We start from the raw sequence: 15,714 nt of genomic DNA on the forward strand, positions 1-15,714 counted from the left end.
CTGAATACTATTGAATGGCAATCTAAAAATTTATTGGAAATAACTTATAGGGAGGGATAAGTTAATGAAGTACGCAAAAGGTATAAAATATTCTTTGTCATTTGTAGCACTTTTGTATATTTTAGGTATTTGCTTTGTTCCTTTTGTGAAGCCACTAAAATATAATTGGACTGCATGGTTAGTTTTTGGAATATATTTATTAAATCTTGTTTTTTTGTGGGCTATTGATGGAAAGAAAACAACTATAATGGATGACAAGGAAGAAGCAACAAAAGAGGCGAAAATATCTCAAGAATTATTAAGAGACAGAAATAAATGGATTGTATAATGTTACGTCTTGATAGTTCTATACTAAAAGTAAAGTGGAAACGGGGCGTTGCAAAATAGGTGAGTGAGTATCTATGGAGCAACCCCCTTTTTTTGATAAAGCATCAACCAGTTCCATTCAAAAATTCTCGAAATTTCTCGCTATGTTCAAAAACGGCATTATAACTGCCTGCCATTTCAATTCCACCATCTACAAGAAAGATAATTTCATCATATTCTTTTAAAAGCGGAGAATGAATATCATGCGTAATCGACAGTAATGTCACATTCTTCCTACTAAGAAGCCGTTTCTCTATATCATAAGCACTTTTCTTATCAATCGCCGACATTCCCTCATCAAGAATCAATATCGGCTTTTCATGATAAACAGCCCGTGCCAATGCTATTTTTTGCTTTTGCCCTCCTGACAAGTTTGCTCCATTCTCTTGTATTACCTGCTCCAGCCTACATTTCTGATCTTGTATCAATTCCAAGACTCCACTGATTGTGCAGGCATCCACCAAACGTTTTGCATCTTCCTTTTCCGTAAGTGTAATATTCTCTTGTACGGTTGAATGAAACAAAAAAGTATTTTGACCAACTGTTGCAAACAAATTGATATATTGACGATATTTGTTTTCAATACCGCATCCGTCTACCAGAATATTTCCTGCGTTCTGCTTATAAATACCGTTAATAAGATTGATTAATGTTGTCTTTCCTGCACCGCTGCCTCCTACTACTGCATATTTCTTACCTTTTCGTATTTTCAAATAAATTTCATGTAATATTTCCTTCTGCCCTTCATAAGAAAAACTGATATTACACAGTTCAATGTCTTTTTCAAAAAGAAGTAATGCAGATTCTTCTTTTTGGTTTCCCCTATCATTTTCATCTACAGTCAATATGCTTAAAAATCGTTCCTCTATTGCCCGGCCACCAGAAATCTTTGGCAAATTTGTCATAATGAGTATCAACGGCTGAACAAATGCACCTGTCAGCTGCATCACCGCAACCATTTCCCCGACATTTAATATATTCATAAACACAAATTGAGCCGACACAAACAGTACCAGCAATTCTGTCGCAACGGACAGAACGGAGGAAAATGTCTCACTTTTGGATAGATTTTTATCCAGTGAATTCTTTTTTTCATAATATTTTTCATTCGCAGAATCAAATTTTTCTCCTGCTTTTTCCTGATAATTGTATGTACTAATCACATAAAATCCTTCCAAATAATCTGACGCAGTCCCAGTTATAAGAGCAAGTCGTTTTGAAACCTTTTCCTGTGCCAGAGAAATCTTCTTATTAAAAAGACGTGGCAAAAAATAAATAATTACTGTACATGTAATAATCAGAAAAGTGATACTTATGTTTGTGCCCAATAGAGCCAGCAGTACAATTGTTGCTGATATGACATTTTGTACTACACAGAGTTTACTTCTCACTATTCCTTCCTGATAAATCTGAATATCATTTGTGAGAAGTGACAAATAATCTGATGTTGAAGATTTCCGAAAACCAACAAACGAATATGACATTATTTTTCGAAACAAAAGACTACGTAATTGTCCTATATAACGATTAATCATTCTCTGCATGTAAAAATTCCTTAGATAGTTAAATCCAAAATATAGCACTATAAAAATCAACGCACCAAAAACAATCCTCCTAAAGTCATCCATCTGCTCAGTACTTACTATATTAATTGTCAGTTCAATAATCAGTGCGATTGCCACGGATAAAACAGCTGTTATAATATTTAATACCATGTAAATAAACAAGGAGTTTTTAGAATGTCTGCAGTATTTATTCATCTAACTCCTCCTTCTCTTTCTCATTAACAGGAGCGGAAATGATTGAAATATTTCTGAGTTTTGCTCCCGGACTGTTTTTCCTATAATATTTCTGGCATAATTTTTCATGCTCTTGGATGAACTGCTGATATTCAGCATCCGTAAGCAATAAGTAATCTCTCCCTGCAAACAACATATCTTTTGTGGGATCAGGTTCCTTTTCGTAATACTTCTGGAAATCTGAAAGCAAAGATAATAAGAAAGTCAATATTGCATTAAAGTCATTGTTTTTAGCCACTTTTTTCAGCGAATATATCTTTTCTATGGTCCCTCGGATTCTATTTTCCTGCACCACTTCTATAATCTGATTCTGCTCAAGTAATCTAATATGATTATAAATGGATGCCTTTGAAACGGCTGGTAATGAAGATATAATCTCACTTGTGGTAGCTTTTTTGTGTATGCACAAATACTGCAAAATGCTTAATCTTACCGGATGTATTAATACTTCTGTTTTATTCATCCCTTCCCCTCCAGTCTACTTATTTTTTTTATTATATTTATTTTTATTATTCTATTTATTTATAATATTACACTTGATTTATTCGTTTGTCAATAGATTTATGAAATCAGGAAATACAAACGGAAAAAGGAGACTGCCGCCAATACAGTCTCCTCTCACAAAAGGGCCTCTTCTGTTAGTTTCTTCTAGATTCCCAGTGCTGCTCTCTTCTCTTCAATCCGGGCAATCATGGCATCTCCCAGTTTTTCAATATCCTTTTCCACCGTGTAGGAAGCCTCTACCCAGTCCCGTACGCCTTCCGTCAGCCAGTAAACCATTTCCGAAGAACCGCTGACCTGAGGGTCTACGCCCAGAAAGGTATCAATACCGGTTGCCACAACATAGTTGCCAATGGACACTGCCTTTTCAGACATCCATTCCGGCGCGCAGCCTACCAGAGGCAGCTTGGAAACAGGAAGTCCGGAGTCTATGGACAGCTTAGAAGCCAGTACCATCATACGGCTGATATCCACACAGGAACCCATGTGCAGCACCGGCGGAATATCTGCCAGTTCACAGACTCTCTTCAACCCGTCTCCGCATAAGTCCTTGGCTCTTTTATCCATCAGGCCTGCTCTGGCTGCTGCCTGAGCAGAACAACCGGAAAGAATAACGAGAATATCGTTTTTAATCAGTTTTTTCATTAATTTTATATGCGCAGAATCCGGACGTACTCTGGGGTTATTACAGCCTACCATAGCTACTGCGCCTCTCAATACACCTGAGGTAATGCAATCCAGCAAAGGTTTGGTAGTGCCCAGCGCTTCTCCCTGTCCTGCTGCCACACCATCCAGTGCATGGATAATAGCCTCTACAGAATAACCGACTGTGGCTTTCTGCTTCATCTGGGGAATATGTACCAAATCCTGCTTTCTGTTGACAAAGTTTTCTACTGCCATGCGTACAATCTGCTTTGCATTTTCCCCTGCTGTCTTGGCATTAAAACGGATAAAATCAGAATCCGGCATCTGTGCGATGGGAGAAGTGGTGATAAATTTCGTATGGAAACATTTGCTCAATGGACCCAGGGCCGGAAAAATACACTGCACATCTACCACAATGGCTTCGCAGGCCCCCGTCAGTACCACGTTCTCCTGCTGCAGGAAATTTCCTGCCATAGGAACACCTCTTCGCATAGCGACTTCATTGGATGTACAACAGACACCTGCCACTTGAATACCCGTCGCTCCCAAAGATTTTGCAAGGGCAATCATTTCCGGGTCTTCTGCATATTCGCAAATCATTTCTGACAGACTTGGATCATGTCCATGAATAATGATATTGACCTGGTCTTCTTTCATAACCCCAAGATTTGCTTCCGTGTCCACTGCTTTTGGCGTGCCGAACAGCACATCGGAAAATTCCGTCCCGCACATAGAACCACCCCAGCCATCCGACATACCTGCACGCAGAGCCTGTCTTACCAGTGCTTCCGGTTTGGAGGAACAGCCCATATGGGTCATGTGCATAGCGGTAGAAACTTCCCGGTCAATGGCTCTCGGCTCCAGCTCTGCGGCCTGCCACAGTTTCCGGGTGTGTTCCGGCGCTCTGCTTAACCAGCGCTGTACGCCAAATGGCTTTCCGTACTCCAAAAGAGCCAGTTCGGACATCTCATGTGCCAAATCATAAATGTCTTTTCCCTCTGTTTCCACGCCCCATTCTTTTGCAATGCGCATAAGTTTTTCCGGATCTTTTACCTGGTAATTGCCATCCGGGGAAGCTGCGTGAAGGGTATGGCAGATTTCTCTTCCGTGATCTGAATGAGTTGCTGCGCCTCCGGCTGTAAAACGCAGAAAATTTCGTCCTGCAATACCGTGGGCATCACAGCCGCAGATACCTCTCGGTGCCTTTTTGGTAATACGGCATGGGCCCATGGTGCAGATACGGCAGCAGATACCCTCTTCTCCAAACTTACAGTGGGGCGTCTGGTTCTTCACTCTGGCCTGCCAGGAATCCGCCCCTACCTTCTGTCCTGTTTCCAGAAGTCTTTCCGTGGCCTGTTCAAATTCTTCAATGGTTGTCAATCTGAATATACTCATCTCTACCTCCAACTATTTTTGTTTGTCTATATTATAACAATCTCCGTCAAAGTTTCCTATCAACGGTTTATTGAAGGTATCAACCAATGATTGATACAAAAGTATTTGACTTTTTTCCGCTATACAGCCAACTGTCCCTTATGGTACAATAAGATATAAAAAGTTCAGGAAAAATAACTGCTTCGAGGAGGATTCAAAAACTATGCGATTGACCAATTATGTTGCGGCCATGGACTGCTGGAAAGGCCGGGTGGACAGCACCACAGATTACGATGCTTTCCGCTGGCATCAGTGGGTACAGCCATTAGATTTAAACGAAGTTACAGAAATAGAAAACGGGAAACTTGGATTTGCGTTTATAGGCTTTTGCAGTGAGCAGGGGGTAAAACGAAATAAAGGCCGTATAGGAACCGCTCTTGCACCGGATTTTATCCGGACACAAATGTCAAATTTCCCTTGTACATTTTCCCAGGAAGTAAAGTTCTACGATGCCGGAAACATTCTCTGTGAGGAGATTTGCATGGAGGAGGGACAGCGTCTTTTGGGACTTGCTGTGGAGAAAATTCTGGATATGAACCTGTTTCCCATTGTTCTGGGCGGCGGCCACGAAACCACTTTCGGGCACTTTCAGGGACAGTTCGCCGATTTGAAGAAAAAAAAGGAATCCCTGGATATGGGCATTATCAATTTTGACGCGCATTTTGATTTAAGACCTTATGAGCATGGCCCGTCTTCAGGCTCCATGTTCCGTCAGATTGCAGATATTTATAAAAAAGAACAAGCTGCTTATCACTATCTGCCTCTGGGAATCCAGGAACACAGCAACACGGTCAGCCTGTTCAAATACGCGAAGGAAATCGGAGCGGATTATATTCTGGCAAAGGAAATTCAAACCTCCAATTATTCGGTCGTTTTGGAGAAAATCGACACTTTCCTGTATGAATGTGATTCTGCTTATATTACCATCTGCACGGATGTATTTTCTTCTGCATTTGCGCCAGGCGTAAGTGCCACACAGACCCTGGGACTGGATCCGGAAGCGGTGCTTCCTCTGCTGAAACATATCCTGAGAACCCGCCAGGTCAGAGGCTTTGACATCTGCGAAATTTCCCCTCGGTTTGACCAGGATAATACTACGGCCAAGCTGGGGGCTGTGCTGATTTTTGCCGTGGTAAACACGCTGTGCAAGCTGAATAATCTGGCAATTGATGTACTTACCCATTAAGTATTTGTCCATACAGACACGGCAGGTTCTTAGAGGACTTATACAAAAAAGGAGAAGCTATTTCACTATAACAGTTTCTCCTTTTTCTTCATAATTTCAAGTGTACTACTATATTTTATTGTTTCACAATAAACCAGGCAAAGTCTGCATAATCCTGGCTTTCTTTTCCATAAGCGGAAGCATACATTCCCATTGTACACCCCACAAAACCGCCTGCGTATTCAGTACTATAAGGCCGTAAGTCCACTGCTTCCGCAACAGGCCGTGTCTCCCCGTTTTGTACTATGTAAATCCTTCCCACTTGTTCCTCTGCCTGAAACAGGATTTCTATCAGTCCTTCACAGATAGATGCAGTACCCAATACCCGTTCCTGCCCATCTATAGTTTCTATTACACTGATGGTACGCTCTTCATTCTCATTCCGTATTTCTGCCCTCAAAAAGTTCCGATGATTTTGGAACAATAAAACTCCGGCTCCACTATGGCTGTCCTTGGGTATAAATTCCAATCCTGCAGATACTGTGAAGGTATAGCCCATTTGCCGCACACCCAGATAAGTGCTTCTGGCTTTTTCCCCTACGTGATGTCTTCCTGCCTGTAAGCGCAGAAAACCTGGCCTTGCATGTAATGAATACATATGAGAATCTCTTCCGTAAATACTCACCAGTTCTTTCGGCAGTTGGTTTCCGTAAAATTGAAAAAACAGATTCTCTCCCGCCTCTCTTGGGAAACGCACAGGTTCTTGTGGCAGTTCCAACCACTCTTCCAATTTTCCAATACCTGGATTGATTACCGGCCAGCCATCTTCCCACTGGACTTTCGCCAGAAAAGTTTCCCTGCCCATGCTGCTGCATCCCTTGCATCTTCTGCAGGCCAGCATTACTATATACCAATTGCCCTTTCCATCATCTACTAAATCCCCATGTCCCGCACATGTTACAGGATAATTCCGTCCTAAATGCCGGTGGGTAAACACTGGGTTGCGGGGACATCCTTCAAAGGGCTTCTCAAGACTTTTAGTTCGTGCAACGCAAATACAGTGCTCCTCTGCTGTTCCTCCCTCAGCATGGAACAAATAATAATATTCCCCCATTTTATACAAATGAGGACCTTCTGGCCAAATAGCATTTTGCATGGCACCCTTCCAAATAGTTCTGCTTTCCCCTATAAGGCGCATATTTTCCAAATCTAATTCCTGAAGCCAGATTTCCCAGTCTCCGTTATATTGAACCCCATTGCTGTTTGGTCGTGTTCCCACATAATAACAGGTTCCATCTTCGTCAAAAAACAAACTGGGATCAATTCCTTTGGCGTTCTCTCCCAAATAAAAAGGATCAGACCATGGACCCTGTGGTGTCTTAGATGTAACCACAAAAGTTCCCCCCTGATCCACATTTGTAGTAATCATATAAAAAGTTCCATTATTCCAACGAATTACCGGGGCAAAAATGCCTCTGGAAATTTCTCCCCCGTCTAAGGATAATTGCTCCGGTCTGTCCAGAATATTTCCTATTTGTTCCCAGTGAGCCAAATCTCGGCTGTGAAATAAAGGAACTCCAGGAAAATAAGAAAAGCTGGAGTTTACTAAATAATAATCTTTCCCTACCCTACATATGGATGGGTCGGGATAAAAACCTTTTAAAATGGGATTATTGGTTTTCAGCATATGTACCTCCTAAATATTGACGCTTTATTTTACATAGCCGAACCCAAGAATGGTAAAATTCTTTCTTTCCTCTCCCTGTGCCGGCCGTATAGTTATGTTATGTGTTTTTGTCTCTTTCCCTTTAAAAAGAATGACTGCATTACAATGTGTCCAACCATTTTCGAGGGGATTTGCTGTGAGAATCTGTTTGTGATCCACATAAACCTCTGCCTTACCTGCATTGGTTTCCCCAGAATCTTTAAACACCAGAAGAAGGCTTTTACAGGTAATCTCCATGGTAAATGGAATCATCTCCCGTATAAGTTCTTCTCCTCTGTACTGCCAGTTATAGGGAAACTGGGGTGTGGGTGTAAGATCCAAATCCATTTCTACACACTGCAAATCACAGTCTGTACCATCAAAACTGCCACAGCAGATAACAGCATCCTGGCATAAGCTTTTCCGGTCTAAAAGTTGTACATCCTGAAAGTCGCAGCCTAAAACAGGAGTACATTTTTCCTGTAAGATACTGCTGTCTTCGCTTCCAGCCAAACTGTTATCTGCTGCTTCAAACAGATAATCCAGGCATTTTGCCATAATTAGGTGTCCCAGATTCGATGGATGAAACATATCATAGAAAAATTGATTTCTGGAAATCACCCCACCCTGCTCCTTTGGCAATCCAAATTGGGGAGATACTGCATCCCGGACACTGACCATAGGCAAATGATAATAATATCCCACCGGACTTAACCGCTCCTGCAGGTTCCAGTCATTTGCAAATACGGAAAACAACAAGATAACTGCCGGATTCCAGGGAAGCTGCAAAACCTTTCGTACCAGACTTTCATAGCATACACCCTTTGTCTCATCCCCTTCATCGTTCACGGCAAACTCTATGACAATCAAATCCGGCTTCTCCTGTTTCCTTAGCACATCTCTTTCAAACCGTATCATTCCCAGTTCCGAAGGAGTCCCCCCTACTCCTGCTTTCAGATAATGTACATTTTCCCCGACGCCAAATCTATCTTTGAAAGCACAGCAGGTCTTCCATGCATAGCATTCCCGGTGAATAGGCACCGCACCGGCCCCCTGAGTAATCGAGCCTCCTATAAAAGCCAGGGTGACATCCTCTCCCTGTTTTGCTTTTTCTATGACTTTTTTCATACGAAAAGGATTTCCCAGTGACAAAAGAGATCTGGCAATCATAGATTCTGCTGCTTCTCCTGTCAGATTCGGTGTAACTTCCTCACCTTGTTCTGGAACCTGGAATCCATTCTGTACATAAAGCATCACACTTACTTTCGCCTTTTGGCCTGGTTTTGGGAATCGAAACCGAATCTGCCCAGGTTCCTTGTCATCCTCAGACCATTTAATTTGCTCCAGTAAAATCTTCTGCTCTATGCCATTTCCCTTTAAAGATAGTTTTATAGCAGTCCCGCCGCCGTAAAGATTCTGTTTTCCATACATTTGAAATACAAATTCAATATCCTCTTCCGGTGTTTCGGCGTCTATGCTTACCCCAATACTATGCACCAGACTCCGAAATCCTTCTACACTTTTTAAACAGCTCAGCATTTCTTCGTCCTGTATATTTCCCACAATCCTGGCACTGTTTACTAATCTCCCATCTGATTCATATAAAAACTGGACGCCGCTTCCGTCTTCCTGAGGTGCGCCGAAAACTTCTTTTTCTCTCATAATATAAAAACCCGCCCGCTTTTTTTCCGGATTTTTTGGTGCCACAGGTCCTCTCATATTCCCATTCCTCATTTCCAAATACGATAATTTCCACTTAGTGCCATTAGTGCGAACAGATACAGGAAATTGTCATAATATCTCCTGTCTCCTGTTCGAAGGGGTGTGTTCCAGAATTTTTCCACACATTCCCTGGAATATGCCCCATCTGCTGCAAGAGATGCCTGAGCATTTACTGCAACTACAGCTACCGGATGCAGAGCTTTTTCTTCTAATCTTGTTCCATCGATAAGAAACACACCATCCCAGTGGCCTTTTTGCTTGACACAGTAAAATTCCTGGAAAGTCTGAGCAATTTCCTTCTGCCATGGGTCTTTCCCAAACCATAAGGTATCTAAACCAATGTTTGCTATCGTACGATAAGCATCACTATAGTACCAGTCGTGGCGCCCAAACTGTTCTACATGTCCGGTATGAGGTTCTCCATTGTATTCACCATATTCTGGTGACAATCCTGTATCCGGATGACAGGCACAATGAAGATATGTTCTGCTGGCCTGTGCTGCCTGTCTCCAAAACTCCCTGTCTTCTTTGTTTGCCCATAATGCAAATAATTCATAAAAATGTGGAAGATGGTAAGAGGGGTCTGTAAAGTCTACCCCTGGAATAAATTTAATCAATTTGTTTTCTCTATCCCACATAGGTTCTCCCAAATTTCCATTTTCTCCTTTGTGTACACATTCTTTTAAAATGTTTTTCGCTTCCTGGCTATAGTTAAAAATTCCTGTACCGTCACCCCAGCGGTGAGAAGCAAAAAATAATGACATAGCAAAGAATTCTTCTCCATCCGGAGCCGGGCCATCAGAATTCGGACTTCCCTCTGTGCTGCAGGACCAGCGGAAATAATAGCGTCCTGCGCCTTCGCTCATCCACATATAAGTTTTTACCCATTTCCAGATACGGTCAAATTCCTCTTTTTTATTTAACTGAACACAAACCATCATTCCATAAGACATTCCCTCTGTGCGGACATCATGATTTCCTGTATCTTCCAGATAGCCCATATCCTCCCCGACCTCATGATAAAACCGCTCTGCCTCCGTTCCATAAAAAACAGTTTCAAAAGCATCCTTCAATTTTTTCTCAATTTTTTCTTCCGGATAGCCATACTCTTTGAATAAATTTCTATAATTTTCTGTTTCAAACGCTCCTGACATCTTCCTGATTCCTTCCTACTCTGTAATCTGATGTTTATGTATAGATAAAATTGGTAAATCCAGCACTTCCCCCAGTAACACGTGTAGAATACATGAAAAGTGCAAACCGGCATCCGCAGAAGTGGTCCATTTTAAAATACAGCTTCTGTGTTCTTCCAATTTTCTTCCATCCTTTTGCTGTCTCATAAAAAAATTCTGCTTCATCTTTCTTATATTCAAAATCAATTGCTACCTTTAATCTCACATAATCTGACGGTATTCGTATTTTTTCATACTCTGTGCCTGCATCCCAGTTTTTCTTTCCATTCAGGGATTCATCCTCTTCCTGCTTTCCTACCATAACCAGAGACATATGATCTTCTTCTTTTTTCAATGCCACAAATCCGAAACATCCTAAAAATGCACTAATTCCGGCATAATCTCCCACATTCATGTCGCTTCCATTTATCGTCACTTCTGCTTCACACTTAGGATATCGTGTTCTCTGAGTAAGTGTGTTGACTGCCTCTTCCAGTTTTGTACAGAGTTTATCAGACTGGATTCGAAATTCCCCATCTGCAATTGACCAGTGCAAGGAGTCCGGCTGATGGTTAAATTCCCACACTTCCTTTAATGAAATTTTTCCATTTTTGTCTGGAAGATACTGAAAATCATCACTGGAAAATAAAGGAGTATATTGATATTCGGGCCTGCTACTTTTTGTTTCAATTCGTTCCGGTACTCTGCCATGTTTACCAAACACAGGAAAGTCATTTTCCCATTTCACAGGAACCAGTACCGGAATTCTTCCCACTGCACCTCTGTCCTGAAACAGAACCCCATACCATTCTCCATCCGGCGTATCCACAATTCCTCCTTGTGCAATACCCTGATGGCAATAGTTTAAATCATCTGCCAGAACATCTCCTCCGGTAAAGGTTCCTTCGATACTGTCCGATACAAAACAGGCCTCCCGTCTGAACCATTCTTCACCAGATGAATGTATGAGGAACACATAATATTTTCCATGAATCTTATAAAAATGCGCTCCTTCATACCCTAATCTATAGGTTCCCTGTTCTTTCACAATGATTCTGTCTATCCCATTCTCTTTCGGCCCTTTTAGATTTCTATCCAGTTCTGTTAAATGAATCTCTGTATTGCCGTATACAAGATACACTCTGTCATCATCATCAAACAACAGAGAACAGTCATGATAAAAACCTTCTATTTCTTGTTTTTTCCAATTACCGGAAATGGTGTGCGAGTGGTACAGATAGGTTTTCCCTGTGTCATTTGCCGCAAAACATACATAAAATTTATTTTTATGATACCGTATAGAAGCAGCCCACATACCTTTCCCATAAATACCTCTCTTATCTTGCAGACGCTGTCCTTTCGTACCATCCAGACTGTCATAAATATGGCCGGCAATCTCCCAGTTTCTTAAATCATAAGACCTGAGAATCACACATCCTGGCATAAAATGCATGGTGGTACTTACCATATAATAGGTATCCTCTACCCGAATCACATCCGGGTCTGGAAAATCCATGTTCAAAATAGGATTTATACTCATTATTTACTCCTTTACCCCGCCAATGGTAAGTCCTGTTACAAAATATCTCTGCAAAAACGGATACAGACAGATAATCGGTAGCATGGTTAAAATAGTAGCTGCCGCACGGACGGAAGTAGGAGTTACGGTTCCAATAGCATTTTTCATGGCTTCTGCTGAACTTCCTTGATTGGTTACAGAAGACAGCAGTTTCATTAACTCATACTGAAGTGTAGTAAATTCCGGACTCATTCTGTTATAGAGCATGGCATCAAACCAGGAATTCCATTGGCCTACTGCTACAAACAATGCCACGGTTGCATAAACCGGTTTGCATAATGGTGATATAATCTTCAGAAAAATAGTAGTATATCCTGCTCCGTCAAGTTGTGCCGATTCTTCCAGACTATCCGGTATGCCATTCATATATGTACGGATTACCAGCATATTAAATGCACTGAGCATTCCCGGGATTACATAAACCATAAAGCTGTTGGTCAAACCTAAATTCTTATACAGCAAGAAAACAGGAATCATTCCTCCATTAACATACATGGTAATAACCCAAAATAAAGAAAGGGAACGCTTAAACAAAAAGCGCTTTCTGCTAACAATAAAGGCCAGAATTGCATTACTAAACAGCGCCAGCATAGTACCAATAATAGTTCGCAGCACTGTAATATAAGCTCCTGTAATCAGATTATCTTTCTGCAAAATCGTAATGTAGTTTTTCAGCGTCCATTTTCTTGGCAATAAGTAGATACCTCCCCTAAGGGCGTCTGTTCCGTCATTGAGTGAAATTGCCAGTGTATTTAATACCGGATATAATGTTATGGTTACAAAGACAATCATAAAAATCGTATTCAAGACAACAAATACCTTATCCGCTGTCGATTTTTTCTTCATTTATTTATCCACCTCTTTCTGTCAGAATAATCGTTCTTCCCCGTGCCTTTTAGCAATTTGGTTGGCGATAACAATAAGAACAATACTTACAAGGCTCTTGAAAATACCTGCTGCCGTACCAAGTGCATAATTTCCCTGGCTGATACCCCATTTCAATACATAGATATCAATGGTCTGAGATACACTTTGTACTAATCCGTTTCCTAACAGATACTGGATTTCAAAACCTGCATTTAAAACATTTCCAACGTTCATGAGAAGCAAAATCATAATCGTTGGCTTAATGCCAGGCAGTGTTACATGCTTGATTTTTGCCCAACGTCCTGCACCATCCATACTGGCAGCTTCATACAAAGATGGATCAATGGCGGTAATAGCAGACAAGTAAATAATGGCGTTCCACCCTGTCTCTTTCCAGACATTTGCAAATGCTACAATAGGCCAGAAAAATTTAGGATGAGCGAAAAAGTTTAAAGGCTGATCCAAAATATTCAATCTCATAAGGATTTCATTTACAATTCCAGTCCCTGATAACACATCATGAAGGATACCAGTTACTACAATCCATGACAAAAAGTGAGGCAGGTAGGAAATGGTCTGCACTACTTTTTTGCCACCTTTTGCCTTTACCTCATTTAGCAAAATAGCAAATACAATCGCCATCACAAAGGTAGATGCCAAGTTAATGACTCCCATGGCCAGTGTATTCCGGATAACTCTCAAAAACGTTGCATCTGAAAACAAAAATTTAAAATTTTCCAGTCCTATAAACGCAGAATGAAACAGCCCGTCTTTTGGTTTATAATCCTGAAAAGCCATAATCCATCCGCCTAAAGGCAGATAGCAGAAAATAATTCCATATATTACAATCACCACTGACCATAAAAGCAGCACTTTTTGTCTCTTTATTTCTTTCCACGTAATCTTCGGAACCGGATCCATCACGTTTTCTTTTTTTCTACGTTTTGCCGCCGATGTCATAATGTCACTCCTTTTCTTTAAAGGTAAGGCTGTCACATTAAAGCGACAGCCTCTATGTTCTGTTTTCTATTTTTTATTCGTATTTTTCATGTTCTTCTATTCTACGTTCCAGTTCCGCCTGCATTTCATCTAAAAATGCCTGTGGATTGCAGTCTTCATAAACCTTCATATAATCATCCCATGCCTGATCGAAGTCTTCTGCCATCACAACTTTAGGTAAATACTCATGTTTGACCTCTCCCATCTTGGTCCATGCTATACCTCCCGGTGTGCTGGTTGTCAATGTACCACTAAAGGAATACAATGGATACCATGGTCCGGGAGCTTCGCTTGTTCCCAACATATCTACATAAGTTTCCGCTCCATATGCTTCAAAGCATTTTTTAACGTCATCATTTAATCCGTCAAAAAATTCTCTTGGCTGATTCTGTGGTGACATGGCATTGATGCCATCTCTGCTGGTTCCTGAATATTGTGGAAAATATGAATACGTGCACAAATGAGAGGCTTTATAAGCCGTATCAGAGGCCTGAGTCCTCATTTCTTCTGTGCGATAATATTCTCCATTCTCGTCTACATCATAATCTACACCTTCAACGCCCCAGTAACGTAAATCATGAACTTCCTGTCCTAAAAGGTCGTTAATAAACTGAAGCGCGCCTTCTACATCGTCACAGTCTGTTGTAATAGCCAGTCCGCTTGCCACATTGAGAACGCCTCCTGAGTTGTGCCACTGGTTTTTCATTCCTTCTTCAATGGTAATTGGAAGCGGTATGTAATCACAGCCCTGATCATTTAATCCCTGCTGCTTCAAAGAATCATTTACAGAGTATGCAAAATCCCACCACTGATCAATCATTCCCAGAACACGTCCCGTAGATAATTTTGCAATATATTCATCATAAGTCTGTGTAAAGGATTCCGGGTCTATAATTCCTTTTTTGTACTCTTCATTTAATTTCTGGAAATATTTTACAGCTGTGGGAGACGTATTATAATCCATAACCTGAAGTTTGTCTGTATCTACCATAACGCATCCATCATTTGGATAACCATCCAGGAACATTGGTGCATTTTCCAGGCAGAAATATCTCCAATCATCACAAAGAATGGTATATGGAATATTCTCCGTTCCATCTTCCATAGTAGGATTTGCTTCCTGGTATGCCTCAATTAAGTCAAAATACTGATCCATAGTTTTTACTTCTGGGTATCCTGCCCATTCCAGCACACGAGCCTGAATCCAGAATGCTTCATCATTATGGGTAGTTGCTTTTTCCTCTCCATAGATATGTCCGAACTGCTGAATCCAATAAATATGCCCATCATCTTTGCGAAGTTTGTCCCACTCCTCTTCTGTATAATATTCTTTGATATTAGGATAATCGTCTATGTAATCATCCAGTGGAACTAATGCTCCTGCTTCATATAACTGTTCCATGGCATCGCCACCGTCAATAAAGTCCGGATATTCCCCACCTGCAATCATGGTTCCAACTGCTTCTTCTGCTGTCTGTCCGGTAAGCCAGGTTTCTTTACATTTCGCCCCGGTAATCTCTGCGATTTTTTCCTGGATTTCATTATCATCATTGATTTCTGTACCAGGTACAGCGAAAAACGCTGTAAACTCTTTTATTCCTCCTTCTTCCTTTTCCTTGTCCTTTTTTTCTCCTCCACATCCAGCGAGAAGTGATGCTGCCATAGCAATTGTAAGTCCAAAGGCTAACATCTGTTTTCTTTTCATATTACGTTCCTCCTGTTTTTTGATACTCTAATTTTAACAGTTTTGTTTCTCCTTA

12 protein-coding genes are annotated in these 15,714 nt (G+C 41.1%); 2 read left to right on the forward strand and 10 right to left on the reverse strand.

Going from position 1 to position 15,714, the window contains the following annotated elements:
- The first annotated feature begins 64 nt into the window (after positions 1 to 64).
- Entirely contained in the window at positions 65 to 328 is a 264-nt protein-coding gene (locus WKT17_RS03285; RefSeq protein ID WP_173749870.1) for a hypothetical protein, read from the forward strand.
- A gap of 103 nt (positions 329 to 431) precedes the next feature.
- On the opposite strand, the gene WKT17_RS03290 is transcribed toward WKT17_RS03285, so the two are convergent.
- From WKT17_RS03290 to cooS, 3 genes are all read right to left on the reverse strand, one after another.
- On the reverse strand, positions 432 to 2,126 hold the full coding sequence (locus WKT17_RS03290) for an ABC transporter ATP-binding protein (RefSeq protein ID WP_173749869.1): 1,695 nt from the start codon (positions 2,124 to 2,126) through the stop codon (positions 432 to 434).
- Complete coding sequence (locus WKT17_RS03295; protein ID WP_173749868.1) at positions 2,119 to 2,628, reverse strand: helix-turn-helix domain-containing protein; 510 nt, start codon at positions 2,626 to 2,628, stop codon at positions 2,119 to 2,121. Before WKT17_RS03295 ends, WKT17_RS03290 begins: the two co-directional genes overlap by 8 nt.
- 185 nt (positions 2,629 to 2,813) lie before the next feature.
- Positions 2,814 to 4,706 carry an anaerobic carbon-monoxide dehydrogenase catalytic subunit gene (gene cooS / locus WKT17_RS03300; protein ID WP_291682117.1) on the reverse strand — a complete coding sequence of 631 codons (1,893 nt, stop codon included), beginning with the start codon at positions 4,704 to 4,706 and terminating at the stop codon, positions 2,814 to 2,816.
- Between the two features lie 202 nt (positions 4,707 to 4,908).
- On the opposite strand from cooS, the gene hutG reads away from it, so the two are divergent.
- Entirely contained in the window at positions 4,909 to 5,931 is a 1,023-nt protein-coding gene (gene hutG / locus WKT17_RS03305; RefSeq protein WP_173749866.1) for a formimidoylglutamase, read from the forward strand.
- Between the two features lie 115 nt (positions 5,932 to 6,046).
- Here the strand turns inward: hutG and WKT17_RS03310 are convergent, their stop codons facing one another.
- The 7 genes from WKT17_RS03310 to WKT17_RS03340 form a co-directional block, all read right to left on the reverse strand.
- Positions 6,047 to 7,597, reverse strand: a complete 1,551-nt coding sequence (locus tag WKT17_RS03310) for a glycoside hydrolase family 43 protein (protein WP_291682119.1) — start codon at positions 7,595 to 7,597, stop codon at positions 6,047 to 6,049.
- A 24-nt stretch (positions 7,598 to 7,621) separates the two neighbouring features.
- Positions 7,622 to 9,334, reverse strand: a complete 1,713-nt coding sequence (locus tag WKT17_RS03315) for an SGNH/GDSL hydrolase family protein (RefSeq protein ID WP_291682121.1) — start codon at positions 9,332 to 9,334, stop codon at positions 7,622 to 7,624.
- Between the two features lie 11 nt (positions 9,335 to 9,345).
- Positions 9,346 to 10,491, reverse strand: a complete 1,146-nt coding sequence (locus WKT17_RS03320; protein WP_173749863.1) for a glycosyl hydrolase family 8 — start codon at positions 10,489 to 10,491, stop codon at positions 9,346 to 9,348.
- A 34-nt stretch (positions 10,492 to 10,525) separates the two neighbouring features.
- Positions 10,526 to 12,049, reverse strand: coding sequence for a glycoside hydrolase family 43 protein (locus WKT17_RS03325; RefSeq protein WP_173749862.1), 1,524 nt, complete (start codon positions 12,047 to 12,049; stop codon positions 10,526 to 10,528).
- A gap of 3 nt (positions 12,050 to 12,052) precedes the next feature.
- A complete protein-coding gene (locus tag WKT17_RS03330; protein ID WP_173749861.1) occupies positions 12,053 to 12,934 on the reverse strand; it encodes a carbohydrate ABC transporter permease in 882 nt (293 codons plus the stop codon).
- A gap of 21 nt (positions 12,935 to 12,955) precedes the next feature.
- Complete coding sequence (locus WKT17_RS03335) at positions 12,956 to 13,915, reverse strand: ABC transporter permease (RefSeq protein ID WP_173749860.1); 960 nt, start codon at positions 13,913 to 13,915, stop codon at positions 12,956 to 12,958.
- Positions 13,916 to 13,988: 73 nt separating this feature from the next.
- Positions 13,989 to 15,659: an extracellular solute-binding protein gene (locus tag WKT17_RS03340; RefSeq protein ID WP_294460929.1), complete on the reverse strand. Its 1,671-nt coding sequence runs from the start codon at positions 15,657 to 15,659 to the stop codon at positions 13,989 to 13,991.
- Between the last annotated feature and the right edge of the window lie 55 nt (positions 15,660 to 15,714).

Origin of the sequence: Blautia sp. HCN-20427, from assembly GCF_037890365.1 — a bacterium.
In the GTDB taxonomy this organism is placed as follows: domain Bacteria; phylum Bacillota; class Clostridia; order Lachnospirales; family Lachnospiraceae; genus Blautia.

Excerpts from the sequence above, each read along its gene's own strand:
- WKT17_RS03285 (WP_173749870.1), top strand. The coding sequence starts at position 65 with ATGAAGTACGCAAAAGGTATAAAATATTCTTTGTCATTTGTAGCACTT.
- WKT17_RS03290 (WP_173749869.1), bottom strand. The coding sequence starts at position 2,126 with ATGAATAAATACTGCAGACATTCTAAAAACTCCTTGTTTATTTACATG.
- WKT17_RS03295 (WP_173749868.1), bottom strand. The coding sequence starts at position 2,628 with ATGAATAAAACAGAAGTATTAATACATCCGGTAAGATTAAGCATTTTG.
- cooS (WP_291682117.1), bottom strand. The coding sequence starts at position 4,706 with ATGAGTATATTCAGATTGACAACCATTGAAGAATTTGAACAGGCCACG.
- hutG (WP_173749866.1), top strand. The coding sequence starts at position 4,909 with ATGCGATTGACCAATTATGTTGCGGCCATGGACTGCTGGAAAGGCCGG.
- WKT17_RS03310 (WP_291682119.1), bottom strand. The coding sequence starts at position 7,597 with ATGCTGAAAACCAATAATCCCATTTTAAAAGGTTTTTATCCCGACCCA.
- WKT17_RS03315 (WP_291682121.1), bottom strand. The coding sequence starts at position 9,334 with ATGAGAGGACCTGTGGCACCAAAAAATCCGGAAAAAAAGCGGGCGGGT.
- WKT17_RS03320 (WP_173749863.1), bottom strand. The coding sequence starts at position 10,491 with ATGTCAGGAGCGTTTGAAACAGAAAATTATAGAAATTTATTCAAAGAG.
- WKT17_RS03325 (WP_173749862.1), bottom strand. The coding sequence starts at position 12,049 with ATGAGTATAAATCCTATTTTGAACATGGATTTTCCAGACCCGGATGTG.
- WKT17_RS03330 (WP_173749861.1), bottom strand. The coding sequence starts at position 12,934 with ATGAAGAAAAAATCGACAGCGGATAAGGTATTTGTTGTCTTGAATACG.
- WKT17_RS03335 (WP_173749860.1), bottom strand. The coding sequence starts at position 13,915 with ATGACATCGGCGGCAAAACGTAGAAAAAAAGAAAACGTGATGGATCCG.
- WKT17_RS03340 (WP_294460929.1), bottom strand. The coding sequence starts at position 15,659 with ATGAAAAGAAAACAGATGTTAGCCTTTGGACTTACAATTGCTATGGCA.